This is a genomic window from Streptomyces sp. BBFR25, from assembly GCF_044590125.1.
In the GTDB taxonomy this organism is placed as follows: domain Bacteria; phylum Actinomycetota; class Actinomycetes; order Streptomycetales; family Streptomycetaceae; genus Streptomyces; species Streptomyces canus_D.
This window is the reverse complement of sequence record NZ_CP172447.1, coordinates 2395747-2421889: the sequence shown is the minus strand read 5'-3', so window position 1 is coordinate 2421889 and position 26143 is coordinate 2395747. Positions and strand designations below refer to the sequence as shown.

Here is a 26143-nt window from a genome sequence, read left to right as displayed (position 1 = left end):
CCGGGCCGGGGGCGGCAGCCCGTTCCGCTCCGCCCGTGTCCGAGGCGGTGCCGCGCCGAGGAGTCAACTGCCGTGTCGGACCCGATGCGCCCGCCCGCCTCCCAGCCCCGACCGCACCCGGCGGCTCCCCGCTCCGAGCCCTCCCGTTCCCGGGCCGCCCTGCGCACCGCCGTGGTCTGGGACGTCCTCCAGGACGCTCTGGACCGCCGGGTCAAGGCCACCGGCCGCCAGACGCTGGACGTCCTCGACACCGGCGGCGGCAGCGGCAACTTCGCGGTGCCCGTGGCGGGCCTCGGCCACCGCGTCACCGTCGTGGACCCGAGCCCCAACGCCCTGTTCGCGCTGGAGCGCCGGGCCGCCGAGGCCGGTGTCGCCGAGCGCGTGAAGGGCGTGCAGGGCGACGCCCGCGGCCTCTTCGACGTGGTCGAGCGCGGCGGCTACGACGCGGTGCTGTGCCACGGCGTCCTGGAGTACGTGGACGACCCCGCGGAGGGCGTGCGCAACGCGGTGGCGGCGCTGCGCGAGGACGGCGTCCTCAGCCTGCTCGCCGCGGGGCTGGGCGGGGCCGTGCTCGCGCGTGCCCTCGCCGGTCACTTCACGGAGGCCCGGCAGGCCCTGGACGACCCGGACGGCCGCTGGGGCACGGGTGACCCGGTGCCGCGCCGGTTCACCGCCGAGCAGCTCACCGGGCTGGTCGAGGCCGCGGGGCTGCGGATCGGCGCCGTGCACGGCGTACGCGTCTTCGCCGACCTCGTCCCCGGCGTGCTGGTGGACACCGAGCCCGGCGCCATGGACGCCCTGCTGAAGCTGGAGGCCGCGGCGGCCGAACTCGCCGCGTTCCACTCCGTGGCCACTCAGCTCCATGTGCTCGGTGAGACGCGAGGGGCCGACGGGGCCTGAGCCGACCGGTGGGGTGAGGCCCTGATCAGGGACGCGACTGCAGATGGAGTACGCCACAGGCCCCCCGAACGGGGGGCAGTCGCCGTATGATCGAAGGAGACCGCCCGGCATGACGGGTCGGCCGCTGGGGAATGGGAACTTCAGCGAGCCGGTACGGCCATGACGGAGTCCGGTTGGTCAATTGGCGCAGAGGGGCGGGTTTCACGGGGGCGATTCCCTGCCTATCCTGAAGGGACCCCCCGGGTCGCCCCGGCGACTGCACGATGAGGAGGACTCCGTGCCGCTCTCGGAGCACGAGCAGCGCATGCTCGAGCAGATGGAGCGAGCGCTGTACGCCGAAGATCCCAAGTTCGCGACAGCGCTCGAGGGAAGCGGGCTGCGTACGTACACCCGGCGACGGGTCTACCAGGCGGTCGCGGGCTTCCTCGTAGGTATTGCGCTCCTCATGGCCGGTATGGTCGCCCAGCAGGTGTGGCTCAGTGTGGTGGGCTTCCTCGTCATGCTGGGTTGCGCGGTGCTCGCCGTGACCGGCTGGCGCAAGGCCCCCAAGCCGGGCGAGCAGCAGCAGGCGGCCGGTGCCGGTCCGCAGGCAGCGCGCCGCCAAGGACGACAGAAACGCTCCATGATGGACCGCATCGACGAGCGTTGGCAGCGCCGCAGGGATGAGCAGCAGGGCGGCCAGTAGCGCCGCCGGAGCAGCCGCTCACCAGGACATCCGCGTGAGGGGGTGACCACCGTCCGGGTGGTCACCCCCTCACGCACACCCAGGAGCCCCTGAGAATGCCCAGGGGCCACCTTCTCAGCCCCTCGACGTGCTCAGTCACCCGACCGGCGGGCTGTGCCTCCCCGCGCTGAGTTCTGCCCGGCCGTCCGACGGGCTCAGGCACCAGATCAGAGAGCTGCGCCTACCGGCCGGCGGGCTCGCCCCGGCAAACGACGGGCTCAGCCCACCCCGCCGACGGGCTCAGCCTCACCGGCCGACGGGGTCAGCCCGCCCGGGGCAGCGGCTCAGCCCCACCGCCGATGGGCTCCGTCCCGGCAAACGACGGGCTCAGCCGCCCGAGTGGCGGGCTTCGCCTACCCGCCGATGGGCTCAGCTCAGCCGTCGACGGGCTCAGCTCACCCCGCCGACGGGGTGGGCCCCGTCGGCCGACGGTCTTGGCCGTCCGGTCGGTGGGGCTCAGCCCTGTTGGTCCGACGTTTTTCGCCATACCGGTCGGGTCGCCGCGGCTCGGCGTTTCAGGGCCGTCCAGCGGGCCGACATCGCCCAGGTCACCCGAATGGCGGAACGTGGGGCGAACCGTGCACGCAGCCGGGTGCCGCGGCCGACCGCGTCGCGCAGACCGGCGGTCGCAAGGCGGACGTCCTCCGTCAGCCCCGCCGTCAGGCGCGGATGGGGCGCGTAGAGGACCTGCTCCACGGCGTCCGCCACCCGGTGCACCGCCTGCGCGGCCGTCGGCTCCAGCCGGCCCAGCCGGACGACGCGGGCCGCCGCCTTGCGCGGCGTCTGCGACTCCTGGGGCGGAATGCCGAGGTCCCACGCCGTGTCGGTCAGCTCCTGCCACACCGCGAGGGTGTGCGGGCCGACGTCCGCCGCACCGCGGCCGTGCGACCCGAGCCGTACCGCCCGGACGCGCAGCCGCCACAGCATCGGCGCGAGCGGGATCAGCAGCACCGCGAGCCCGCCCAGGGCCCAGGCCAGCAGCGCGTACCACTTCGGTCCGTCGCCGCCGGTGACGGGCAGGGCCGCCGCGGTCTCGGTGGAGCATGCGTCCAGCTTCTTGTCCTGCGGGGAACAGGCGTCGCTCGACGAGGGCTCCGCCGACGGCTCCGCCTCCGTGTTCTGCGACGGCAGGGCCGGGTCCGGCACCGAGCTGCCCGGCCGGTCCGTGATGGTGTACGCCGGGGTCGAGCCACGCGTCGGCGTCGGCTCGAAGCGGGTCCAGCCCACGCCCTCGAAGTACACCTCGGGCCACGCGTGCGCGTCCCGCAGCCCCACGGACACCGAGCCGTCCGCCTGCGGAGAGCCCGGCGCGAAGCCGACCGCGACCCTGGCCGGAATGCCCAGGGAGCGGGCCATCGCCGCCATGGCGAAGGAGAAGTGGACGCAGAAGCCCTCCTTGTCCTTCAGGAACCGGGCGATCGCCTCCGAGCCGCTGCCGACCTTGACCTGGGTGTCGTACTCGAAGCCGCCGTTGACCGCGAAGTACTCCTGGAGCCTGACCGCCTGCTGGTAGGGGTTGGCGGCGCCCGCGGTGACGTCGCGGGCGGTCTGGGAGACCACCGCGGGCAGCGAGTCCGGCAGCTGCGTGTACTCGCGCAGGAGCGTCGCCGACGGCGGGGGCGCCGCGGCGAGCTGCTCCGCCGTCGGCTGCACGTTCAGGCTGCGCACCTCGTACCGCAGCCCGCGGGTGTTCTGTCCGTGATCGCCGACCAGGGTCATGCCGACGGGTTCGTAGCGCCAGTTGCCCGCGACGCGCACGCCGCTGGGCGGGTAGGGCATGGGCAGCCAGTCCTGGGCGTACCAGTCGGCGGCCGACACCAGGGTCCGGGACTCCGTGCGCTTGATCTCGGGACCGAGCCCGGCCGGGGTGGGGAACGTGCCGTCCGGCACGGCGGTGATGTGCCGCTTGGACGGCTTCCAGGTGGTGCCGTCGAAGTCGTCCAGGGACACGATGCGCAAGTACAGGCCGGACAGGTCCTCGGAATCCGTCTGGACGGAGAGGACCTGGCGGTCCTCGTCGACGTTGAGGCTGTCCCGCAGGGAGACCAGCGGGTTCACCGCGGAGATCGTGCCGCCGCCCCCGGTGCCGGAGCCCACACCGCTGCGGGCGCTGTCCAGCAGCCCGCCGTCCATCGCGGGCAGCGCCAGCGGCACCACCAGGGCGATGCCCAGCGCGAAGGCGCCGATGCGCCGCCCGGTGCGGACCGGGGCGAGGGCACGCCCCTGCTCCGAGCCCGGGACGCGCGCCGAGCCGCCGAAGACCCGGCCCCACTGCGAGAGCCGGTCACGCCCCTCGGCCAGCAGCAGCACCAGATAGCCGACCGCCGCGACCAGGAACCACAGCCAGTCGGCGCCGCCCTCGGACAGCCCCGCGGCCACCGAGTAGAGGGCGAGCAGCGGCAGTCCGGCCGGGGCGGCACTGCGGAAGGTCACCGCGAGGGCGTCCACCAGCAGCCCGATCACCAGGACGCCGCCGACCAGCATCAGCCGGATGCCGTCGGACTCCAACGGCGCCGGGATCGCGTACCGGGCGATGTCGTCGCCGCCCTGCTGGAACAGGTCGGCGAAGCGCTGGAAGGCCTGCGGGCCGGGGACCAGTCCGGCGAACGCCTGCTGCCGGGCGAAGACCAGGGTCAGCAGCAGCAGCGTCACCAGGGCCTGCACCGCGATGGTCAGCGGCCGGGCCAGCGGCACCCGCCGCGCCACCGCGCCCACGCCCGACTGCACCGCCAGCAGGACCGCCGCCTGCAGGATCCACGTGGCCGGCTCGACCAACGGCAACAACGCACAGGACGCCGCCAAGGTGGCCGCCCAGGCACACACGGCCAACCGCGCCCGCCCGCTCATCGCGTCCCCTTTCCGCCGGTCGGCGTGGTGAGGGTGGTGCGTTCGTGGTCGGCCAGGCGCCACAGCTCCTCCACGGTGGCGCCCCGCGGGACGGTCACGGCGGTCCAGCCCGACTCGCGGAGCAACCGCAGCCGCTCCGCACCCTCGTCCAACGGGCCGGGCACCCCGCCCGGTTCCCGTGCCCACGTCCCGCTGTCCAGGACGAAGGCGACGGCGCCGCCGCTGCGCTGCCGCATCTTGGCCGCCACCTGGACCTGCTCCTCGTCCAGGTCGCCGAAGAACGCCACCAGCAGCCCCTCGTTCCCGCCGCGCAGCACGTCGTACGCCCGCGACAGACTCGTGTCGTCGGAGTGGTCGATCACGGCGAGGGTGTCCATCATCAGCCCGGCCGCGTCGGCCGTGCCCTGGCTCGCTCCCGCGAAGCCGTCCGCGCCCTCGCCCGGCACCGAGTTGCCGCTGTCGGTGAGCAGCCGGACGGAGAAGCCCCGCTCCAGCATGTGCACCAGCACGGACGCCGCGCCCGACACCGCCCACTCGAAGGCCGAGTCGGGGCCCCCGCCCTCGAAGGCCACGACCCGGGTGTCGAGCAGCACCGTGCAGCGGGCCCGCTGGGGCTGCTCCTCGCGGCGCACCATCAGCTCGCCGTAGCGCGCGGTGGAGCGCCAGTGCACGCGGCGCAGGTCGTCGCCGTACCGGTACCCGCGCGGGATCACGTCGTCGTCGCCGGCCAGGGCGAGCGAGCGCTGTCGGCCCTCGCCGTACCCCTTCGCCTCGCCGCTCAGCCGCACCGGCGGCAGCGCCTCCACGCGCGGGATCACGGTCAGCGTGTCGTACGACGAGAAGTCCCGGGTCAGCTCGCACAGGCCGAACGGGTCGGTCAGGCGCAGCTGCAGCGGGCCCAGCGGGTAACGGCCGCGCAGGTCGGAGCGGACCCGGTAGGACACCTCGCGGCGACCGCCGGGCTCCACCCGGTCGAGTACGAAGCGGGGGCGCGGACCGAGCACGTAGGGCACCCGGTCCTGGAGCATCAGCAGACCGGTGGGCAGCCGGGAGACGTTGTCCACGCGCAGATGGACCCGGGCCTCGCTGCCCGCGGGCACCCGCCCGGGGGAGAGCCGGCGACTGCCCGCGACCCGGTACCGCGTGCGGTAGAGCACGGCCGCGCAGACCAGCGGCAGGGCGCCCAGGAGCAGCCCGACCCGCAGCAGATCGCTCTGCCCCAGGACGTACGCGCAGACCGCGGCCGCGATGCCGGCGGCCAGGAAGGAGCGCCCGCGGGTGGTCAGACCGGCCAGGGCGGTCCGGACGCCGCCGCCCTCGCCCCGGTCGGCCTCGGACCGGTCCGTCCCCCCGGCGTCCATCACAGCCTCCGCGGCGGCTGCTGACCGTACGCCGGCGTGCCGCGGCCCACGCCGAAGCCCGTCTGCTGCTGGGGCGCCGCGGGCACCGGGGTGCGCTGCAGGATCTCCTCGACGACCTGCTCGGCGGTGCGGCGGTTGAGCTGGGCCTGCGCGGTCGGCAGCAGCCGGTGGGCCAGGACGGCGACCGCGAGGGCCTGCACGTCGTCCGGCAGCGCGTACTCCCGGCCGCTCAGGGCGGCGGACGCCTTCGCCGCGCGCAGCAGATGCAGCGTGGCACGCGGCGAGGCGCCGAGTCTGAGGTCCGGGTGGGAGCGGGTGGCGGCGACCAGGTCCACCGCGTACCGCCGGACCGGGTCCGCCACGTGGACGCCGCGGACCGCCTCGATCAGCTTCAGGATCTCGTGCGCGTGGGCCACCGGCTGCAGGTCGTCCAGCGGGTTGACCCCGCCGTGCACGTCGAGCATCTGCAGCTCGGCCTCCGGGCTCGGATAGCCGATGGAGACCCGGGCCATGAAGCGGTCCCGCTGGGCCTCCGGGAGCGGGTAGGTGCCCTCCATCTCGACCGGGTTCTGCGTCGCCACCACCATGAAGGGGGCGGGCAGCTCGTAGGTCTGGCCGTCGATGGTGACCTGGCGCTCCTCCATCGACTCCAGCAGCGCCGACTGCGTCTTCGGCGAGGCGCGGTTGATCTCGTCGCCGATCACCACCTGCGCGAAGATCGCGCCCGGCTTGAACTCGAAGTCCCGGCGCTGCTGGTCCCAGATGGACACCCCGGTGATGTCCGAGGGCAACAGGTCCGGAGTGAACTGGATCCGGCGCACCGAACAGTCGATGGACCGCGCCAGCGCCTTGGCCAGCATGGTCTTGCCGACCCCCGGCACATCCTCGATCAGCAGGTGCCCCTCGGCCAGCAGCACGGTCAGCGAGAGCCGTACGACCTCGGGCTTGCCCTCGATCACGTCCTCCACCGAACCGCGTACCCGCTCCACCACCGCGGTCAAATCAGTGAGGCTCGCTCGATCGTCATAGGTCGTCACCCGGCCCTCCTCGGCCTTTCCCCGCACTCCCTGGGAAGTGGAGGTTCCCCAACTTGCCGGGCCGGCCCCGCACCGAGGACCGGCCCACCCCGAATCACGGACGCCGCGCGGAAAAAGTTCCGTGCGACACCACTTCCCGCATTCTTGCCGCCGTTACCGATTCGTGTCACTCGCCTGTGGACAACTGACCGCGATATGTCGGCCCTTACGGCCTTTGCGGCGCTCGCACGGCGGGATCGTCGGGGCGGCCACCCGATCAGGCGGGGTCGACCTCGCGCAGCAGGCCCGTCTTCACGTCGAAGACGAAACCGCGCACGTCCTCGGTGTGCAGCAGGAACGGCGAGGTGCGCACCCGCTCGATCGACTGCCGCACGTCCTGGTCGGCGTCCCGGAAGGCCTCCACCGCCCACGCCGGACGCTGGCCGACCTCCAGCTCCAGATCGTGCCGGAACTCCTCGGTGATGGTCTCCATGCCGCAGCCCGTGTGGTGGATGAGGGCCACGCTGCGGGTGCCGAGCGCCCGCTGGCTGATGGTCAGGGAGCGGATCACGTCGTCGGTCACGACACCGCCCGCGTTGCGGATGGTGTGGCAGTCGCCGAGCTTCAGGCCGAGCGCGGCGTGCAGGTCCAGGCGCGCGTCCATGCAGGCGACGACCGCGACACGCTGTACGGGGCGGGCGTCCATGCCGGGGTCGGTGAACGCGGCGGCGTAGCGCTCGTTCGCCTCGACGAGCCGGTCGGTCACGGTGTGGTCGGCCACTACGGCGGATTCGGGGCCTGCGGGTACCGATGCAGAAGTCGTCATATCCATGACGTTACTGGCCGCCCCCGCCCGTGGCCCGCTGTGAAGCGGGACAAAGAACGTCATCGCGGCTTGTTGTGAGCAGGCCCACAGGGCGGTGCGGATGCGGCCGTCCGAGTGAAAAGCCGCGCGATGCCGGTTTGCGGACGCCGGGGCCGCGACGCGCAGGCCGGTTGATTGACCGGGCGACACGGTGGACTAAAGTGACGCGAAGCGGGAGGCGAGGTCCTCCCTGCTGGACTGAATTCCCCGGAGACCTGGGCGACGTCCCGCCAGATCTCCCCACGTGCGCGGCGCGTACGTACGGCTCGGCCTCCTCCCGCTCCCGGCCGGCCGACGCTCTTGGCGCCGGCAGGCCTCCCCTTCAGATGCGAGCGGGAGGGGACCCGGCAGTGCGTGACGCCGCGCCGGACCTGAGAGGCCGCCTCACTTGAGCCAGAGTCGACACGTCCCGGTGATGCTCCAGCGGTGTCTGGACCTGCTGGCGCCCGCCCTCCAGGAGCCGGGAGCCGTGGTCGTCGACTGCACGCTGGGACTCGGCGGGCACAGCGAGGCGCTCCTCGCCCGCTTCCCCGAGGCCCGGCTCGTCGCGCTCGACCGCGACAAGGAGGCCCTGCGCCTGTCCGGCGAACGGCTCGCTCCGTACGCCGAGCGCGCCACCCTCGTGCACGCCGTCTACGACGAGCTGCCCGAGGTGCTCGACCGGCTCGGCGTCCCCCGCGTCCAGGGCGTGCTGTTCGACCTCGGCGTCTCCTCCATGCAGCTCGACGAGGCCGACCGCGGCTTCGCCTACGCCCAGGACGCCCCGCTCGACATGCGGATGGACCAGACGACCGGCATGAGTGCCGCCGAGGTCCTCAACACCTACCCGCCCGGCGAACTCGTCCGCATCCTGCGGGCGTACGGCGAGGAGAAGCAGGCCAAGCGGATCGTGTCCGCGGTCGTGCGCGAGCGCGAGAAGGAGCCGTTCACCAACAGCGCCCGCCTCGTGGAGCTGATCCGCGCGGCGCTGCCGCAGGCCGCCAAGCGCACCGGCGGCAACCCGGCCAAGCGCACCTTCCAGGCCCTGCGCATCGAGGTCAACGGCGAGCTGGCCGTCCTGGAGCGGGCGATCCCGGCGGCCGTCGAGTCCCTCGCGGTCGGCGGGCGGATCGCCGTGCTGTCGTACCACTCGCTGGAGGACCGGCTGGTCAAGCAGGTCTTCGCGGCCGGCGCCGCCAACACCGCCCCGCCCGGCCTGCCCGTCGTCCCGGAGCAGTACGCGCCGCGACTCAAGCTGCTCACGCGCGGAGCCGAACTCCCCACCGAGGAGGAGATCGCCGAGAACCGGCGGGCGGCACCCGCACGGCTGCGCGGCGCCGAGCGCATCAGGGAGTCCCTCGGGTGAGGGCGGTCCGTCGGGTGGAACGAGCGAGGCAGGCCAGGCGAGGGTGTGGACGGCCCACCCGGGGCCGAGGGGAGGGCGAGTGAGCAGGAAACCCGAACTGAAGGGCCGGGCGGCCCGGCTCGCCCGGCTCCTGCCCACCGGCGGCGGCCGCGGCCAGGCGGCCCGGGCGCCCTTCGTCCTCCTGGTCGTCCTCCTCCTCGGCGGCGGCCTCATCGGGCTCCTCGTGCTGAACTCCGCCCTGAGCGAGGGCTCCTTCCAACTGGACGACCTCAAGCAGCGCACCAAGGAACTCACCGACGAGGAACAGGCGCTCCAGCGGGACATCGACGCCTACTCCGCCCCCAGCGCCCTCCAGCGCCGCGCCCGCGAACTGGGCATGGTGCCCGGCGGCGACCCCGCCTTCCTCGACCCCGACGGCACCGTCAAGGGCGTCCCCAGCCCCGCGCCCGCCGCGGCCACCCCGCTCGTGCTCGCCCCCGAGGCGCTGGCCTCCACGTCCGCCGGCGCGGTCACGGGCACGCCGTCCCCCTACACCCCTCCGTCGGCACCGGCCCCCACGCCCACCACCGCAGCCCCACCCAGCACGGCCGCCACCCCCACCACAGCGGCGACGCCCACCCCGACCCCGACTCCCGGCAGGTGACGGAAGTGTCCGACAGGGAACCGCCGCGCCGCCGGGTGCCCGGACCCGCGAGGCCCGTCCGCCCCGGCGGCGGGCGCCGCCCGGGACCGGGTGCCCGGCCGGCCCGCAGGCCAGGACCGCCCCGGCCGGCGCCCCGCGCCTTCCGGCTGGGCAGCCCGCGCCCCCGGCTGCGCATGATCGGCCTCGCGCTGACCCTGGTGCTGGCCGCCTTCGTCGTACGGCTCCTCCAGGTGCAGGCCGTCGACGCCGGCACGTACTCCGCCAAGGCCGAGCAGAACCGCTACGTCGTGCACACCCTGCCCGCCGAACGCGGCGGGATCACCGACCGCAACGGCGTCGCCCTCGCGAGCACCGTGGACTCCTACGACATCACCGCCGACCCCACGATGTTCACCCGCGAGCAGCTGAAGGTCGACGACGGACCCGAGCAGGCGGCGGCGCTCCTCGCGCCGATCCTCGGCCAGGACCAGGAGCAGCTGGCCAAGGTGCTCCGCCCGAAGAACAAGGAACTGCGCTACGTCCGCCTCGCGCGCCGCCAGACCCCCCAGGTCTGGAACCAGATCAAGGACCTGAAGACCGCGCTCACCACCAAGGCGGAGACCGACAGGTCGACGGTCAACGCGCTCGCGGGCGTCTTCGCCGACCCCAGCAGCAAGCGCGTGTACCCGGGCGGCGACCTCGCCGCCGGCATCCTCGGCTGGGTCGGCGCCGACGGCAAGGGCGGCGGCGGCCTGGAGCGGAAGCTGGACAAGACGCTGGCCGGCGAGGACGGCAAGATCCGCTACGCCCAGTCCGGCGGGCGCCAGGTGCCCACCGCCGGTTCCACCGAAACGCCCGCCGTGCCCGGCAGCGACGTCGAGCTGACCATCGACCGCGACATCCAGTGGGCCGCGCAGCACGCCATCAGCGAGCAGGTGGAGAAGTCCAAGGCGGACGGCGGCTACGTCATCGTCCAGGACACGCAGACCGGCGAGATCCTCGCCATGGCCAACTCGCCGAGCTTCGATCCGGGCGACCTCGCGCACGCCGACCCGGGCGCGCTGGGCAACGCCGCGCTCCAGGACGCCTTCGAACCGGGCTCCACCGCCAAGGTGCTGTCGATGGCGGCCGTGCTGGAGGAGAACGCCGCCACCCCGGACACCCACATCACCGTCCCCAACCGGCTCAAGCGCGGCGACCGGCTCTTCAAGGACGACATCGACCACCCGACCTGGTACCTCACGCTCAACGGCGTGCTCGCCAAGTCCAGCAACATCGGCACGATCATGGCCACCGGCGAACTGGGCAAGACCCAGGCCGAGGCCAACAAGGTGCTCTACTCCTACCTGCGCAAGTTCGGCCTCGGCGACTACAGCGGCCTCGGCTTCCCGGGGGAGACCAAGGGCATCCTCGCGCCGCCCGGCCAGTGGTCGACCTCGCAGCAGTACACGATTCCTTTCGGCCAGGGCGTCTCCGTGAACGCGCTCCAGGCGGCCTCGATCTACTCGACCATCGCCAACGGCGGCGTCCGGATCGAACCCACGCTCGTCCGCGGCACCAAGGACGCCGACGGACGCTTCACCCCGGCCCCCGAACCGCAGAAGACCCGCGTGACCAGCGAGAAGACCGCCAAGACCCTCTCGCAGATGCTGGAGTCCGTCGTCGACGACGAGGAGGGCACCGGCACCAAGGCCCGCATCCCCGGCTACCGGGTGGCGGGCAAGACGGGCACGGCCAACCGAGTGGATCCGGCCACCGGCAAGTACCACGGCTACACCTCGTCCTTCGCCGGGTTCGCCCCCGCCGACAAGCCCCGCGTCACCGTCTACTGCGCCATCCAGAACGCCACCCAGGGCAGCTACTTCGGCGGCCAGATCTGCGGTCCCATCTACAAGCAGGTCATGGAGTTCGCCCTGAAGACCCTCCAGGTCCCGCCGACCGGGGCCGCCCCCGCGAGGCTCCCGGTCACCTTCAAACCCTGAGCCGTACCGCCCCGCCCCCGCCCCGTATCGAGCCCGTACCGAGCCAGCGCCGTTTCAGTACCGAGCCCCCAGGAACCACCCGTGACAACGATCACCCCCGACCCCGGGAACCGGAGCGCCCCCCAGGCCTCCCCCCAGCCCTCGCTTCGCCGGGAAGCGGGTACGCCCGGTACGCTCACCGCCGTGCCACACCCTGATCAGTCCCAAACCACCCAGAAGGGCCACCCCGTGACATACCCGGGACCGCCCCGGCCGGTGCGGATCTCCGCCACACCCCTCGCGGAACTCGCCGATCAGCTGGGTGTCACCGCGCCGGACGGCTCCGCCGAGGTCACGGGCATCACCCACGACTCGCGTGCCGTCCGCCCCGGTGACCTGTACGCCGCCCTCCCCGGAGCCCGCCTGCACGGCGCCGACTTCGTCACCCAGGCCGCCGGCCTCGGCGCCACCGCCGTGCTGACCGACCCGGCCGGCGCGGAGCGTGCCGCGGCCGCCGGACTGCCGGCGCTCGTCGTCGACGACCCGCGCGCGCGGATGGGCGAACTGGCCGCGACGATCTACGGCCACCCCGGCCGCGAACTCCTCCAGATCGGCATCACCGGCACCTCCGGCAAGACCACCACCGCCTACCTCGTCGAGGGCGGTCTGCGCACGGCGAAGTCCACCGGACTGATCGGCACGGTCGAGATGCGCATCGGCGACGAGCGCATCAAGTCCGAGCGGACCACGCCCGAGGCCACCGACCTCCAGGCGCTGTTCGCGGTGATGCGCGAGCGCGGCACCGAGGCGGTCGCCATGGAGGTCTCCAGCCACGCCCTGGTGCTCGGCCGCGTCGACGCCTGCGTCTTCGACATCGCGGTCTTCACCAACCTCAGCCCGGAGCACATGGAGTTCCACTCCGGCATGGAGGACTACTTCCAGGCCAAGGCGCAGCTCTTCACGCCGAAGCGCAGCAAACTCGGCGTGGTCAACGTCGACGACGAGTACGGGCGGCGCCTCGCCAACGAGGCCACCGTCCCGGTCGTCACCTACTCCGCCGAGGGCCACCCGGACGCCGACTGGCGCGCCGACGAGGTCGAGGTCGGCCCGCTGGACTCCACGTTCACCGTGCTCGGGCCGAAGGGCGAGCGGATCGCCGCCAGGTCGCCGCTGGCCGGACCGTTCAACGTGGCGAACACCCTCGCCGCGATCGTCGCCCTGGCCGCCGCCGGACTCGATCCGCAGAGCGCCGCCGACGGTGTCGCCGCCGTACCGGGCGTGCCGGGCCGTCTGGAGCGGGTGGACGAGGGCCAGCCGTACTTCGCGGTGGTCGACTACGCCCACAAGACCGACGCCGTCGAGTCCGTGCTGCGCGCCCTGCGCAAGGTGACCGAGGGCAAGCTGCACGCCGTGCTCGGCTGCGGCGGCGACCGGGACACCACCAAGCGGGAGCCGATGGGCGCCGCCGTGGCCCGGTTCGCCGACACCGCCGTACTGACCTCCGACAACCCCCGCTCCGAGGACCCCCTCGCGATCCTCGCCACCATGCTCCAGGGTGCCGCCTCCGTGCCCGCGCACGAGCGCGGCGAGGTGCAGGTCTTCGAGGACCGGGCCGCCGCGATCGCCGCCGCCGTGGCCCGGGCCGAGCCCGGCGACACGGTGCTGGTGGCCGGCAAGGGCCACGAGCAGGGCCAGGACATCGCCGGGGTCGTCCGACCCTTCGACGACCGCCAGGTGCTGCGCGAAGCCATCCAGAAGACCCAGGGACGAGATCCCGAATGATCCAGCCGATCCTGATCCTGATCCAGGGGACGAACTTGTGATCACCCTCTCACTCGCCGAGATCGCAGAAGTCGTCGGCGGGCGGATGCACGACATACCGGACGCCTCCGCCGCGGTCACCGGGCCGGTCGTCCGGGACTCCCGGGAAGCGGGGCCGGGCAGCCTCTTCGTCGCCTTCGTGGGCGAACGGGTGGACGGCCACGACTTCGCCGCGCAGGTCGTCGAAGCGGGTGCGGTGGCCGTCCTCGGCTCCCGCCCCGTCGGCGTGCCCGCGATCGTCGTGGACGACGTCCAGAGCGCCCTGGGCGCCCTCGCCCGGCACGTCGTGCGACGCCTCGGCACCACCCTCGTGGCCCTCACCGGGTCGGCCGGCAAGACCAGCACCAAGGACCTGATCGCCCAGGTCCTGCGCCGCAAGGCGCCCACGGTGTTCACGCCCGGTTCCATGAACAACGAGGTCGGACTGCCGCTCACCGCGCTCACCGCCACCGACGAGACGAAGTTCCTCGTCCTGGAGATGGGCGCCCGCGGCATCGGCCACATCCGGTACCTGTGCGAACTGACCCCGCCCAGGATCGGCCTCGTCCTCAACGTCGGCTCCGCGCACATCGGCGAGTTCGGCGGCAGGGAGCAGATCGCCCAGGCCAAGGGCGAACTCGTCGAGGCGCTGCCGGCGGCCGAGGAGGGGGGCACCGCGGTCCTCAACGCGGACGACCCCCTCGTACGGGCCATGGCCTCCCGAACGAAGGCGAAGGTGATCCTTTTCGGAGAGTCCGGCGAAGCGGACGTTCGCGCCGAGAACGTGCGACTCACGGACACCGGACAGCCTTCCTTCAGCCTTCACACACCCTCCGGTGCAAGCGATGTGACCATGCGCCTGTACGGTGAGCACCACGTGTCGAACGCGCTCGCCGCGGCCGCCGTCGCCCACGAGTTGGGCATGTCCGCAGACGAGATCGCCACCGCGCTCTCCGAGGCGGGCTCCCTCTCCCGCTGGCGGATGGAGGTCACCGAGCGCCCGGACGGCGTGACGGTCGTCAACGACGCCTACAACGCGAACCCCGAGTCCACGAAAGCCGCGCTGCGTGCGCTGGTGGCCATGGGCAAGGGGCGCCGTACGTGGGCGGTGCTCGGCAAGATGGCCGAGCTCGGGGACGAGGCGCTCGCCGAGCACGACGCGGTCGGACGGCTCGCCGTCCGGCTCAACGTCAGCAAGCTCGTCGCGGTCGGGGGCAGGGAAGCCCAATGGCTGCAACTGGGCGCATATAACGAGGGTTCGTGGGGTGAGGAGTCGGTGCACGTGTCCGACGCACAGGCGGCGGTCGACCTGTTGCGCAGCGAGTTGCGCCCGGGGGACGTCGTGCTCGTGAAGGCGTCCCGTTCGGTGGGTCTGGAGAGCGTCGCCACGGCGCTGCTGGAGACCGGCACCGAGGGTGAGGTTGCCGCCCGATGATGAAGCAGATCCTGTTCGCAGGAGTCATTGGCCTCTTCCTGACGCTGGTCGGCACCCCGCTGCTGATCAAGCTTCTGGCCCGCAAGGGCTACGGCCAGTACATCCGCGACGACGGACCGCGCGAGCACGCCAGCAAGCGCGGTACGCCGACCATGGGTGGTATCGCCTTCATCCTGGCGACGGTCGCCGCGTACTTCCTCGCCAAGGGCATCACCAGCTATCTGGACCCCGACATCGACGCGGGGCCGACCTTCTCCGGTCTGCTGGTGCTCGGCCTGATGGTGGGCATGGGCCTGGTCGGCTTCCTCGACGACTACATCAAGATCGTCAAGCGGCGGTCGCTGGGCCTGCGGGCCAAGGCGAAGATGGCCGGCCAGCTGATCGTCGGCATCGGCTTCGCCGTGCTCTCGCTGCAGTTCGCGGACAACCGGGGCAACACCCCGGCGTCCACGAAGCTGTCGTTCATCACCGACTTCGGCTGGACCATCGGCCCGGTGCTGTTCGTCATCTGGGCGCTGTTCATGATCCTCGCGATGTCGAACGGCGTGAACCTCACCGACGGCCTGGACGGCCTGGCCACCGGCGCCTCCGTCCTGGTCTTCGGCGCCTACACCTTCATCGGCGTCTGGCAGTTCCAGGAGTCCTGCGCCAACGCGCTGACCCTGACCAACCCGGGCGCCTGCTACGAGGTGAGAGACCCGCTCGACCTCGCGGTGGTCGCCTCCGCGCTGATGGGTTCCTGCCTCGGCTTCCTGTGGTGGAACACCTCGCCGGCCAAGATCTTCATGGGCGACACCGGTTCGCTCGCGCTCGGCGGTGTGCTCGCGGGTCTGGCGATCTGCTCGCGCACCGAGCTGCTGATGGCCATCCTCGGCGGCCTGTTCGTCCTGATCACCATGTCGGTGGTCATCCAGGTCGGCTCCTTCCGCCTCACCGGCAAGCGGGTCTTCCGGATGGCGCCACTCCAGCACCACTTCGAACTCAAAGGCTGGTCCGAGGTCCTTGTCGTGGTCCGCTTCTGGATCATCCAGGGCATCTGTGTGATCGTCGGACTCGGCCTCTTCTACGCGGGATGGGCAGCGGACAAGTGACCTCCTCGGTGCCTTCGGAATTCACCGGCAAGCACGTCACCGTCGCCGGACTCGGCGTCTCCGGCGTCCCGGCGGCCAAGGTCCTGCACGGGCTCGGCGCGCGCGTCACCGTCGTCAACGACGGCGACGACGAGCGGTCGCGCGCGCAGGCGGCTCAGCTGGAGGCGCTCGGCGTCACCGTGCGCCTGGGCGACGGCACAGCATCCGACAGCGGCTCCGCCGCGGGGCTCCCCGAGGGCACCGAGCTGATCGTCACCGCACCCGGCTGGAAGCCGACCCATCCCCTGTTCACGGCGGCCGAACAGGCCGGTGTCCCGGTCTGGGGCGACGTGGAACTGGCCTGGCGGCTGCGCGGCCTGGACGGCAGGAAGCCCGCGCCCTGGCTGGCGGTCACCGGAACCAACGGCAAGACCACCACCGTCCAGATGCTCGCCTCGATCCTGAAGGCGGCCGGGCTGCGCACCGCCGCCGTCGGCAACATCGGCATCTCCCTGCTGGACGCGGTCACCGGCGAGGAGGAGTACGACGTCCTCGCCGTGGAGCTGTCCAGCTACCAGCTCCACTGGGCACCCTCCCTGCGCGCCCACTCCGCCACCGTGCTCAACCTCGCCCCGGACCACCTCGACTGGCACGGCTCGATGGAGGCCTACGCCGCCGACAAGGGCCGTATCTACGAGGGCAACCGGGTCGCCTGCGTCTACAACGTCGCCGACAAGGCCACCGAGGACCTGGTCCGCGCCGCCGACGTCGAGGAGGGCTGCCGGGCGGTCGGCTTCACGCTGGGCACGCCCGGCCCCTCCCAACTCGGCGTCGTGGAGGGCCTCCTGGTCGACCGCGCCTTCGTCGAGGACCGGCACAAGAACGCCCAGGAACTCGCCGAGGTCTCCGACGTCAACCCGCCGGCCCCGCACAACATCGCCAACGCCCTTGCCGCCGCGGGCCTCGCCCGCGCCTTCGGCGTCTCCGCCGCCGCCGTACGGGACGGGCTGCGCGCCTTCACGCCGGACGCCCACCGCATCGCGCACGTCGCCGACGTGGACGGGGTGTCCTACGTGGACGACTCCAAGGCCACCAACACCCATGCCACCGAAGCCTCCTTGGCGGCCTACGAGTCGATCGTGTGGATCGCCGGCGGCCTCGCCAAGGGCGCGACCTTCGACGAACTGGTCGCGGGGGCGGCGAAGCGGCTGCGCGGCGCCGTCCTCATCGGCGCCGACCGCGCCCTGATCCGCGAAGCCCTGGCGCGACACGCGCCCGAGGTACCCGTGGTCGACCTCGACCGGACCGACACTGGGGCGATGCTCCAGGCCGTCCAGGAGGCGCGGCGACTCGCCCGGCCCGGCGACACGGTGCTGCTGGCACCGGCCTGTGCCTCCATGGACATGTTCACCAACTACAACCAGCGCGGTGACGCGTTCGCGCAGGCCGTTCGCGAACTCGGCGCCTGACCCGGCCGCCTCCTGCCGCCGGGTGAACTCGGGAGGACGCGTGGGACGGTCCACGCCGACGGACAGCGGAGGCCGCGATGCCCGGTAGTCCCCAGAGCCGCACCGGACGTCCGCCCGTACAGCGGTCCGTCGGGCGACCCGCCACACCGGGGCCGCCGCACGAGAACCCCGTGCTCCGCCTCTACCACCGGCTGCGCCGCGCCTGGGACCGGCCGCTGACCGCCTACTACCTGATTTTCGGCGGCAGTCTGCTGATCACCGTGCTCGGCCTGGTGATGGTCTACTCGGCGTCGCAGATCACCGCGCTCCAGCTGTCGCTGCCCGGCTCGTACTTCTTCCGCAAGCAGGCGCTCGCGGCGCTCATCGGCGCCGGTCTCCTGGTCGCCGCCATGAGGATGCCGGTCAAACTGCACCGGGCACTGGCCTATCCGATCCTCGCCGGTGCCGTCTTCCTGATGATCCTGGTCCAGGTGCCGGGGATAGGAGTCGCGGTCAACGGCAACCAGAACTGGATCTCGCTGGGCGGCTCCTTCCAGATCCAGCCCAGCGAGTTCGGCAAGCTGGCCCTGGTGCTGTGGGGCGCGGACCTGCTCGCGCGCAAGCACGACAAGAAGCTGCTGACCCAGTGGAAGCACATGCTGGTGCCGCTGGTGCCGGCCGCGTTCATGCTGCTGGGGCTGATCATGATCGGCGGCGACATGGGAACCGCGATCATCCTCACGGCGATCCTCTTCGGTCTGCTGTGGCTGGCCGGCGCGCCCACCCGGCTGTTCGCGGGTGTGCTCTCCATCGCCGTGCTGCTCGGCTTCATCCTCATCAAGACCAGCGCGAACCGCATGGCCCGGCTCAACTGCCTCGGTGCCACCGACCCCGGCCCCGGCGACTCCTGCTGGCAGGCCGTGCACGGCATCTACGCCCTGGCCTCGGGCGGACTGTTCGGATCCGGGCTCGGTGCCAGTGTGGAGAAATGGGGCCAACTCCCCGAAGCGCACACCGACTTCATCTTCGCCGTCACCGGTGAGGAACTGGGCCTGGCGGGGACGCTGTCGGTGCTCGCCCTCTTCGCGGCTCTAGGCTATGCGGGTATCCGCGTGGCCGGACGCACGGAGGACCCCTTCGTGAGGTATGCCGCGGGAGGCGTGACCACCTGGATCACGGCCCAGGCCGTGATCAACATCGGTGCGGTCCTCGGGCTGCTGCCGATCGCCGGTGTCCCGCTCCCGCTGTTCTCCTACGGGGGTTCCGCCCTGCTGCCGACCATGTTCGCCATCGGTCTGCTGATCGCCTTCGCGCGTGACGAACCCGGTGCGCGGGCGGCGCTTGCGTTGCGGCAACCTCGCTTTGGTAGAAAGCGGGGAGCCAGGGGACCCGCGGCCAAGCGGAGCCCTGGGAGTTGGAACACGATGCGACGGCGCGCCTCGGCGGCGCGTTCGTCCGGAGAGCGGTGAATTTCGGTGCATGTCGTACTCGCCGGCGGAGGAACCGCGGGCCACATCGAGCCCGCGCTCGCCCTCGCGGACGCCCTGCGCAGGCAGGATCCGACCGTGGGGATCACGGCCCTGGGCACGGAACGCGGCCTGGAGACCCGACTGGTGCCCGAGCGGGGTTACGAGCTGGCGCTGATCCCGGCCGTACCGCTGCCGCGCAAGCCCACCCCCGAGCTGATCACCGTCCCGGGCCGGCTGCGCGGCACCATCAAGGCGACCGAGCAGATCCTGGAGCGCACCAAGGCGGACGCCGTGGCCGGCTTCGGCGGTTACGTGGCGCTGCCCGCCTACCTCGCGGCCAAGCGGCTCGGCGTGCCGATCGTCGTCCACGAGGCCAACGCCCGCCCCGGCCTGGCCAACAAGATCGGCTCGCGCTACGCGGCCCAGGTCGCCGTCTCCACTCCCGACAGCAAGCTGCGCAACTCCCGCTACATCGGCATCCCGCTGCGCCGTTCCATCGCCACCCTCGACCGGGCCGCCGCCCGTCCCGAGGCCCGCGCGATGTTCGGGCTCGACCCCAACCTGCCGACGCTGCTGGTCACCGGCGGTTCGCAGGGCGCCCGCCGCCTCAACGAGGTGATCCAGCAGGTCGCGCCCTGGCTCCAGCAGGCCGGGATCCAGATCCTGCACGCGGTCGGCCCCAAGAACGAACTGCCGCAGGTCCACCAGATGCCGGGGATGCCCCCGTACATCCCGGTAAGTTATCTGGACCGGATGGACCTCGCGTACGCCGCCGCCGACATGATGCTCTGCCGCGCGGGCGCGATGACCGTCGCCGAACTCTCCGCCGTCGGACTCCCGGCCGCCTACGTCCCGCTGCCCATCGGCAACGGCGAACAGCGGCTGAACGCCCAGCCGGTGGTGAAGGCCGGCGGCGGGCTGCTGGTCGACGACGCGGAACTCACGCCCGAGTGGCTCCAGCAGAACGTCCTGCCCGTGCTCGCCGACCCGCACCGGCTGTACGAGATGTCCCGCGCCGCCGCCGAGTTCGGCCGCCGGGACGCCGACGACCTCCTCGTCGGCATGGTGTACGAGGCGATCGCCGCCCGTGCGCACCGCTAGACACTGACGGAAGGCAGGGGAGCGTGGCCGGACCGAGCACCGCCGAGCGGGGTGCGCGCCAGCAGGAGTCGTCCGGCCCGCCCCGGGCACGCCGCTTCCGGCCGCCCCGCCTTCGTACGATCATCATCCTCGCCGTCGCGCTCGTGCTCGTCGCGGGCGGAACCGTCTGGGTGCTCTACGGCTCGAACTGGACCCGTCTCGAAGACGTGTCCGTCTCGGGTACGCGTGTTCTGACGCCCGCTCAGGTGCGCGAGGCCGCCGACGTGCCGGTCGGGGACCCGCTGGTCTCGGTCGACACGGAGGCGGTCGAGGCCCGGCTGCGCCGGACATTGCCCCGCATCGACGAGGTCCAGGTGGAGCGTTCCTGGCCGCACGGAATCGGGCTGAAAGTGACCGAGCGTACTCCGGTCCTGATTGCCCAAAAGGGCCGAAACTTCGTGGAAGTGGACGAGGAAGGCGTCCGTTTCGCCACGGTTTCCAAGGCCCCGAAAGGCGTGCCCGCGCTGGAATTGGAACCCGCCCGTTCCGGCTCCGCCGCGGCGAGTCTGCGCCGTTTCGACGACGACCGCCTGGTGCGCGAGGCGGTGCGGGTGGCCGGCCGGCTCCCGGCCAGGGTCGCCCGGGACACACGGGTCGTCAAGGTCCGTTCCTACGACGACATCTCGCTGGAGCTGAGCGGCGAGAGGACCGTGTCGTGGGGCAGCGGTGAGCAGGGCGTACGCAAAGCCCGCGCGCTCACCGCGCTCATGAAAGCGACGCCCGACGCGCGGCACTTCGACGTGAGTGTTCCCACCGCCCCCGCGTCATCGGGGAGTTGACGGGTATACGCGCAGGCCAGCACCCTGGTTGGGCAGCGCTACGGCTGATCACATAGGGTGAAAAGAAAAACGGGAGGTTCGGCGTGTTCGTTGAACGTGCGCCACTTGTCGACTTAGTGTCCTGTTCGGAAGAGTCCAAGGAACAGACACACTGGTAACCCTAAACTTCAGCGTTAGGGTTCGGGTCGGCGCTACGGACCGTCCCAATCGGCATCAGTCGTCGGGTCGCGGGGGCATTGAGCTTCGGCGGTCGGGCGACACGTAACTCGAGGCGAGAGGCCTTCGACGTGGCAGCACCGCAGAACTACCTCGCAGTCATCAAAGTCATCGGTGTCGGCGGCGGTGGTGTCAATGCCATCAACCGGATGATCGAGGTCGGTCTCAAGGGCGTCGAGTTCATCGCCATCAACACCGACGCGCAGGCGCTGTTGATGAGCGACGCCGACGTCAAGCTCGACGTCGGCCGCGAACTCACCCGCGGACTCGGCGCCGGAGCCAACCCGGCCGTCGGCCGCAAGGCCGCCGAGGACCACCGCGAGGAGATCGAGGAGGTCCTCAAGGGGGCCGACATGGTCTTCGTGACAGCCGGTGAAGGCGGCGGCACCGGCACCGGCGGCGCGCCCGTCGTGGCCAACATCGCCCGCTCGCTGGGCGCCCTGACCATCGGCGTGGTCACCCGCCCGTTCACCTTCGAGGGACGGCGCCGGGCCAACCAGGCCGAGGACGGCATCGCCGAGCTGCGCGAAGAGGTCGACACCCTCATCGTCATCCCCAACGACCGGCTGCTGTCCATCTCGGACCGCCAGGTCAGCGTGCTCGACGCGTTCAAGTCCGCCGACCAGGTGCTCCTGTCCGGTGTGCAGGGCATCACCGACCTCATCACCACCCCCGGCCTGATCAACCTCGACTTCGCCGACGTGAAGTCGGTCATGTCCGAGGCCGGTTCGGCGCTCATGGGCATCGGCTCGGCCCGCGGCGACGACCGCGCGGTGGCCGCCGCCGAGATGGCGATCTCCTCGCCGCTCCTGGAGGCGTCCATCGACGGCGCCCGGGGCGTGCTGCTGTCCATCTCCGGCGGCTCCGACCTCGGCCTGTTCGAGATCAACGAGGCCGCCCAGCTGGTCAGCGAGGCCGCCCACCCCGAGGCCAACATCATCTTCGGCGCGGTCATCGACGACGCCCTCGGCGACGAGGTGCGGGTCACCGTGATCGCGGCCGGCTTCGACGGGGGCCAGCCGCCGTCCAAGCGGGACAACGTCCTCGGGTCCTCCTCGGCCAAGCGCGAGGAGCCCACCCCGGCCCGGCAGTCCGAGAGCCGTCCGTCCTTCGGCTCGCTCGGCAGCGTCAAGCCGAAGGAGGAGCCCGAGCAGGCGCCCGCGCCGGAGCCGGTCGCCGACCTGCCGCCGGTCTCGCCGCCGCCGGTTCCGCCGTCGCGGACCTACTCGGACAGCGCGGCCGAGGAACTGGACGTGCCGGACTTCCTGAAGTGATAGGACAGCGCGACACCGTGAACGGCGCGCACTTCGGCTTCACCGACCGGTGGGGCGGAGTGAGCGCCGTTCCGTACGAGGAGCTCAACCTCGGCGGCGCGGTCGGTGACGACCCCGCCGCCGTCACGGCCAACCGGGAGCTGGCGGCCAAGTCGCTGGGCGTCGACCCGGCCCGGGTGGTCTGGATGAACCAGGTGCACGGCGCCGACGTAGCCGTGGTCGACGCGCCCTGGGGGGACCGCCCGGTCCCGCGGGTCGACGCGGTCGTCACCGCCGAACGCGGTCTCGCCCTCGCCGTCCTCACCGCCGACTGCGTGCCCGTCCTGCTCGCCGACCCGGTCTCCGGCGTCGCCGCCGCGGCGCACGCGGGCCGGCCCGGCCTGGTCGCCGGGGTCGTCCCGGCCGCCGTACGGGCCATGACCGAACTCGGCGCGGACCCCGCCAGGATCGTCGCCCGCACCGGCCCCGCCGTGTGCGGCCGGTGCTACGAGGTGCCCGAGGAGATGCGCGCCGAGGTGGCCGCCGTCGAACCGGCCGCGTACGCCGACACCGCTTGGGGCACTCCGGCGCTCGACGTGGGCGCCGGGGTGCACGCGCAGCTGGAGCGGCTCGGGGTGCGCGACCGGGCGCAGTCGCCGGTGTGCACCCGGGAGTCGGCGGACCACTTCTCGTACCGACGCGACCGCACCACCGGGCGGCTCGCGGGCTATGTGTGGCTGGACTGATGGGGCATGACGGACCGTAAGCACGAACTCGCCGCGAATCTGGCGAAAGTGGAAGAGCGCATCACCGCAGCCTGCGCGGCCGCGGGCCGCCCGCGCGAGGACGTGACCCTCATCGTGGTCACCAAGACCTACCCCGCGGACGATGTGCGCATTCTCTCGGAACTCGGGGTGCGCCACGTCGCGGAGAACCGCGACCAGGACGCGGCCCCCAAGGCCGGCGCCTGCTCCGACCTGCCGCTTTCGTGGCATTTCGTCGGTCAGTTGCAGACCAACAAAGTGCGTTCCGTGGTCGGTTACGCCGACGTCGTGCAGTCGGTCGACCGGGCCAGGCTGGTCACGGCCCTGTCCCGGGAGGCGGTACGGGCCGGTCGCGAGGTGGGCTGCCTCCTCCAGGTGGCGCTCGACGCGGGGGAGAGCGGGCGCGGGGAGCGCGGTGGCGTCGCGCCCGCCGGAATCGAAGAGTTGGCCGACCTGGTCGCCGGATCGGACGGGCTGCGGTTCGACGGCCTGATGACCGTCGCCCCGCTCACCGGCGAGTACGCGGGACGCCAACAGGCGGCGTTCGAGCACCTCATGGATTTGTCGACCTACGTGCGCCGAACCCATCCGGCTGCGAACATGGTCTCCGCAGGGATGAGTGCGGACCTCGAACAGGCCGTGGCCGCCGGAGCGACACATGTACGCGTCGGCACTGCGGTACTCGGAGTCCGACCCAGGCTCGGGTAACGTCGCCAAGAAGTCGGACCACAGCAGAAAATATGGTCATTACCGCCGAAAGGCGGACGCAACGACCTCGTGGATCGCAGGCACTTGGAGTCGTCGGCAGATCCACCACAGAGCGGAGGACTCAGAGCATGGCCGGCGCGATGCGCAAGATGGCGGTCTACCTCGGCCTCGTGGAGGACGATGGGTACGACGGCCGGGGGTTCGACCCCGACGACGACTTCGAACCAGAACTGGACCCGGAACCCGAGCGGGATCACCGGCGCCACGAACCGGCGCACCAGTCACATGGTGCGCATCAGCCCCAAAGGGACGAAGAGGTACGAGTCGTACAACCGCCCGCGCAGCGCGAGCCGATGCCCCGTTCCGCTTCGCTCGCGGCGGAATCCGGCCGTCCGGCGCGGATCGCGCCCGTGGCGTCCATCACACAAGAGCGCGCAAGCCTGGAAAAGAGCGCACCGGTCATCATGCCCAAGGTCGTGTCCGAACGAGAGCCCTACCGGATCACCACACTTCACCCCCGGACCTACAACGAGGCCCGTACCATCGGGGAACACTTCCGTGAGGGCACTCCGGTGATCATGAATCTCACTGAGATGGATGACACAGATGCGAAGCGACTTGTCGACTTTGCGGCCGGTTTGGTGTTTGGTCTTCACGGCAGTATCGAGCGGGTGACGCAGAAGGTGTTCCTGCTGTCTCCTGCTAACGTCGATGTCACGGCGGAGGACAAGGCCCGCATCGCAGAGGGCGGGTTCTTCAACCAGAGCTGAGACGCACCACCGGTACAGAGCAAGAACACGGGCCCGAAGAAGGGTCCGAGAGATGGTTCAGGGGAGAGGGAAGCACAGGTCATGAGCGTGGTCCTGGATGTCGTCTACATCGCGCTGATGTGCTTCCTCATCGTGCTCATCTTCCGGTTGGTCATGGACTACGTCTTCCAGTTCGCCCGCTCGTGGCAACCCGGCAAGGCGATGGTGGTCGTTCTGGAGGCCACCTACACTGTCACCGATCCACCGTTGAAGCTTCTGCGGCGGTTCATCCCGCCGCTGCGTCTCGGGGGCGTGGCGCTCGACCTGTCCTTCTTCGTACTGATGATCATCGTCTACATCCTGATCTCGATCGTGAGCCGGCTGTGATCGATGAGAGAGATACGGGCTTGCCGAATGCCGACGACAACGTTGAGGTGAAGAGATGCCGTTGACCCCCGAGGACGTGCGGAACAAGCAGTTCACGACCGTCCGCCTCCGAGAAGGCTATGACGAGGACGAGGTCGATGCCTTCCTCGACGAGGTCGAAGCCGAACTGACCCGGCTGCTGCGCGAGAACGAGGACCTGCGCGCCAAGCTGGCCGCTGCGACGCGCGCGGCCGCGCAGAACCAGCAGAACATGCGCAAGCCTCCGGAACCTCCGCAGGATCAGCAGCAGCCGCAGCACCAGCAGGGGCATCCCCCGCAGCAGGGCGGTATGCCGCAGCAGGGCATGCGAGGTCCCGGCGCTCCGGTGCCCGCCGGCATATCGGGCCCGCCGCAGCAGCAGATGGGTGGCCCCATGGGTGGCCCGCCCCAGCTGCCGAGCGGTGCTCCGCAACTGCCCGCCGGCCCCGGCGGACAGGGTGGCCCGCAGGGTCCCGGCCCGATGGGCCAGGGTCCGGGGCCGATGGGCCAGGGCCCGGGTCCGATGCAGGGCCAGATGGGTCCCGGTCCGATGGGCGGCCCCATGGGCGGCCCGCAGGGTCACGGCGGCCCCGGTGGCCCCGGCGGCATGCCCGGTCAGGGTGGCCCCGGCGGCGACAGCGCCGCCCGCGTGCTCTCGCTGGCCCAGCAGACCGCCGACCAGGCGATCGCCGAGGCCCGTTCCGAGGCCAACAAGATCGTCGGTGAGGCGCGTTCGCGTGCCGAGGGTCTGGAGCGGGACGCCCGTGCCAAGGCGGACGCCCTGGAGCGGGACGCGCAGGAGAAGCACCGCGTCGCGATGGGCTCCCTGGAGTCCGCCCGCGCCACGCTGGAGCGCAAGGTCGAGGACCTGCGCGGCTTCGAGCGCGAGTACCGCACGCGGCTGAAGTCCTACCTGGAGTCGCAGCTGCGCCAGCTGGAGACCCAGGCGGACGACTCGCTCGCCCCGCCGCGTACGCCCGCCACGGCCTCCCTGCCGCCGTCCCCGGCGCCCTCGATGGCACCGGCCGGCGCCAGCGCGCCGTCCTACGGTGGCAACCAGTCGATGGGCAGCGGTCCGAGCCAGTCCGGTCCGTCCTACGGCGGCCAGCAGCAGATGTCGCCGGCGATGACCCAGCCGATGGCACCGGTGCGGCCCCAGGGGCCGTCGCCGATGGGGCAGGCGCCTTCGCCGATGCGCGGGTTCCTGATCGACGAGGACGACAACTGATCTGTAGTACGGCGTAGCCTTCGGCAACGTTCAGGGCG

Annotated in this window: 22 protein-coding genes; 18 read left to right on the top strand and 4 right to left on the bottom strand. The window is 71.8% G+C overall.

Annotated features, from left to right (window positions below):
• Nucleotides 1-72 precede the first annotated feature (72 nt).
• Nucleotides 73-900, top strand: coding sequence for a methyltransferase (locus ACGH52_RS10990; RefSeq protein WP_059299059.1), 828 nt, complete (start codon nt 73-75; stop codon nt 898-900).
• A 277-nt stretch (nt 901-1177) separates the two neighbouring features.
• A complete protein-coding gene (locus tag ACGH52_RS10985; protein ID WP_011028137.1) occupies nt 1178-1585 on the top strand; it encodes a spore wall synthesis complex protein in 408 nt (135 codons plus the stop codon).
• 495 nt (nt 1586-2080) lie between these two features.
• Here ACGH52_RS10985 and ACGH52_RS10980 read toward each other — a convergent pair whose 3' ends face one another.
• The 4 genes from ACGH52_RS10980 to ACGH52_RS10965 form a co-directional block, all read right to left on the bottom strand.
• Complete coding sequence (locus ACGH52_RS10980) at nt 2081-4471, bottom strand: DUF3488 and DUF4129 domain-containing transglutaminase family protein (RefSeq protein WP_399938782.1); 2391 nt, start codon at nt 4469-4471, stop codon at nt 2081-2083.
• On the bottom strand, nt 4468-5832 hold the full coding sequence (locus ACGH52_RS10975; RefSeq protein ID WP_399938780.1) for a DUF58 domain-containing protein: 1365 nt from the start codon (nt 5830-5832) through the stop codon (nt 4468-4470). The genes ACGH52_RS10980 and ACGH52_RS10975 overlap by 4 nt, the downstream gene beginning before the upstream one ends.
• Nucleotides 5832-6869 carry a MoxR family ATPase gene (locus tag ACGH52_RS10970; RefSeq protein WP_059299062.1) on the bottom strand — a complete coding sequence of 346 codons (1038 nt, stop codon included), beginning with the start codon at nt 6867-6869 and terminating at the stop codon, nt 5832-5834. The genes ACGH52_RS10975 and ACGH52_RS10970 overlap by 1 nt, the downstream gene beginning before the upstream one ends.
• Nucleotides 6870-7125: 256 nt before the next feature.
• Entirely contained in the window at nt 7126-7674 is a 549-nt protein-coding gene (locus ACGH52_RS10965; RefSeq protein ID WP_059299063.1) for a carbonic anhydrase, read from the bottom strand.
• Nucleotides 7675-8101: 427 nt separating this feature from the next.
• Here ACGH52_RS10965 and rsmH point away from each other — a divergent pair, with 427 nt between their 5' ends.
• The 16 genes from rsmH to divIVA all read left to right on the top strand — a co-directional run bounded on the left by rsmH (nt 8102) and on the right by divIVA (nt 26105).
• Nucleotides 8102-9058: a 16S rRNA (cytosine(1402)-N(4))-methyltransferase RsmH gene (gene rsmH / locus ACGH52_RS10960; RefSeq protein ID WP_399938778.1), complete on the top strand. Its 957-nt coding sequence runs from the start codon at nt 8102-8104 to the stop codon at nt 9056-9058.
• A 79-nt stretch (nt 9059-9137) separates the two neighbouring features.
• Complete coding sequence (locus tag ACGH52_RS10955) at nt 9138-9701, top strand: hypothetical protein (RefSeq protein ID WP_059299065.1); 564 nt, start codon at nt 9138-9140, stop codon at nt 9699-9701.
• Nucleotides 9698-11662: a cell division protein FtsI gene (gene ftsI / locus ACGH52_RS10950; RefSeq protein ID WP_076973908.1), complete on the top strand. Its 1965-nt coding sequence runs from the start codon at nt 9698-9700 to the stop codon at nt 11660-11662. Before ACGH52_RS10955 ends, ftsI begins: the two co-directional genes overlap by 4 nt.
• Before the next feature lie 228 nt (nt 11663-11890).
• Complete coding sequence (locus ACGH52_RS10945; protein WP_399938775.1) at nt 11891-13423, top strand: UDP-N-acetylmuramoyl-L-alanyl-D-glutamate--2,6-diaminopimelate ligase; 1533 nt, start codon at nt 11891-11893, stop codon at nt 13421-13423.
• Between the two features lie 37 nt (nt 13424-13460).
• Nucleotides 13461-14876 (top strand): UDP-N-acetylmuramoyl-tripeptide--D-alanyl-D-alanine ligase, encoded by a 1416-nt coding sequence (gene murF / locus ACGH52_RS10940; RefSeq protein ID WP_076973906.1) that lies wholly within the window; start codon nt 13461-13463, stop codon nt 14874-14876.
• Nucleotides 14876-15967: a phospho-N-acetylmuramoyl-pentapeptide-transferase gene (mraY, locus tag ACGH52_RS10935; protein WP_059299069.1), complete on the top strand. Its 1092-nt coding sequence runs from the start codon at nt 14876-14878 to the stop codon at nt 15965-15967. Before murF ends, mraY begins: the two co-directional genes overlap by 1 nt.
• An 8-nt stretch (nt 15968-15975) precedes the next feature.
• Entirely contained in the window at nt 15976-17415 is a 1440-nt protein-coding gene (murD, locus tag ACGH52_RS10930) for a UDP-N-acetylmuramoyl-L-alanine--D-glutamate ligase (protein WP_399938773.1), read from the top strand.
• Between the two features lie 77 nt (nt 17416-17492).
• Nucleotides 17493-18863: a putative lipid II flippase FtsW gene (gene ftsW, locus ACGH52_RS10925; RefSeq protein ID WP_059299071.1), complete on the top strand. Its 1371-nt coding sequence runs from the start codon at nt 17493-17495 to the stop codon at nt 18861-18863.
• Between the two features lie 6 nt (nt 18864-18869).
• The gene (gene murG / locus ACGH52_RS10920) at nt 18870-19964 is read left to right on the top strand and encodes an undecaprenyldiphospho-muramoylpentapeptide beta-N-acetylglucosaminyltransferase (protein WP_059299072.1); all 1095 of its coding nucleotides are present in this window, start codon (nt 18870-18872) and stop codon (nt 19962-19964) included.
• A 23-nt stretch (nt 19965-19987) separates the two neighbouring features.
• A complete protein-coding gene (gene ftsQ, locus ACGH52_RS10915; protein WP_399938771.1) occupies nt 19988-20782 on the top strand; it encodes a cell division protein FtsQ in 795 nt (264 codons plus the stop codon).
• A gap of 287 nt (nt 20783-21069) precedes the next feature.
• Nucleotides 21070-22272 carry a cell division protein FtsZ gene (ftsZ, locus tag ACGH52_RS10910; protein ID WP_030186508.1) on the top strand — a complete coding sequence of 401 codons (1203 nt, stop codon included), beginning with the start codon at nt 21070-21072 and terminating at the stop codon, nt 22270-22272.
• Nucleotides 22269-22997: a peptidoglycan editing factor PgeF gene (gene pgeF, locus ACGH52_RS10905; protein WP_121703444.1), complete on the top strand. Its 729-nt coding sequence runs from the start codon at nt 22269-22271 to the stop codon at nt 22995-22997. Before ftsZ ends, pgeF begins: the two co-directional genes overlap by 4 nt.
• Nucleotides 22998-23003: 6 nt before the next feature.
• A complete protein-coding gene (locus tag ACGH52_RS10900; protein ID WP_121703443.1) occupies nt 23004-23723 on the top strand; it encodes a YggS family pyridoxal phosphate-dependent enzyme in 720 nt (239 codons plus the stop codon).
• Nucleotides 23724-23851: 128 nt separating this feature from the next.
• Nucleotides 23852-24493: a cell division protein SepF gene (locus ACGH52_RS10895; RefSeq protein WP_059299077.1), complete on the top strand. Its 642-nt coding sequence runs from the start codon at nt 23852-23854 to the stop codon at nt 24491-24493.
• An 81-nt stretch (nt 24494-24574) separates the two neighbouring features.
• Complete coding sequence (locus tag ACGH52_RS10890; protein ID WP_007448661.1) at nt 24575-24859, top strand: YggT family protein; 285 nt, start codon at nt 24575-24577, stop codon at nt 24857-24859.
• A gap of 55 nt (nt 24860-24914) precedes the next feature.
• Nucleotides 24915-26105 carry an apical growth/hyphal branching protein DivIVA gene (gene divIVA, locus ACGH52_RS10885; RefSeq protein WP_076973901.1) on the top strand — a complete coding sequence of 397 codons (1191 nt, stop codon included), beginning with the start codon at nt 24915-24917 and terminating at the stop codon, nt 26103-26105.
• Nucleotides 26106-26143 lie beyond the last annotated feature (38 nt).

Coding starts and splice junctions, on each gene's coding strand:
- ACGH52_RS10980 (WP_399938782.1), bottom strand. CDS start 4,471: ATGAGCGGGCGGGCGCGGTTGGCCGTGTGTGCCTGGGCGGCCACCTTG.
- ACGH52_RS10975 (WP_399938780.1), bottom strand. CDS start 5,832: ATGGACGCCGGGGGGACGGACCGGTCCGAGGCCGACCGGGGCGAGGGC.
- ACGH52_RS10965 (WP_059299063.1), bottom strand. CDS start 7,674: ATGACGACTTCTGCATCGGTACCCGCAGGCCCCGAATCCGCCGTAGTG.
- mraY (WP_059299069.1), top strand. CDS start 14,876: ATGAAGCAGATCCTGTTCGCAGGAGTCATTGGCCTCTTCCTGACGCTG.
- ftsW (WP_059299071.1), top strand. CDS start 17,493: ATGCCCGGTAGTCCCCAGAGCCGCACCGGACGTCCGCCCGTACAGCGG.
- ACGH52_RS10900 (WP_121703443.1), top strand. CDS start 23,004: ATGACGGACCGTAAGCACGAACTCGCCGCGAATCTGGCGAAAGTGGAA.
- ACGH52_RS10895 (WP_059299077.1), top strand. CDS start 23,852: ATGGCCGGCGCGATGCGCAAGATGGCGGTCTACCTCGGCCTCGTGGAG.
- ACGH52_RS10890 (WP_007448661.1), top strand. CDS start 24,575: ATGAGCGTGGTCCTGGATGTCGTCTACATCGCGCTGATGTGCTTCCTC.
- divIVA (WP_076973901.1), top strand. CDS start 24,915: ATGCCGTTGACCCCCGAGGACGTGCGGAACAAGCAGTTCACGACCGTC.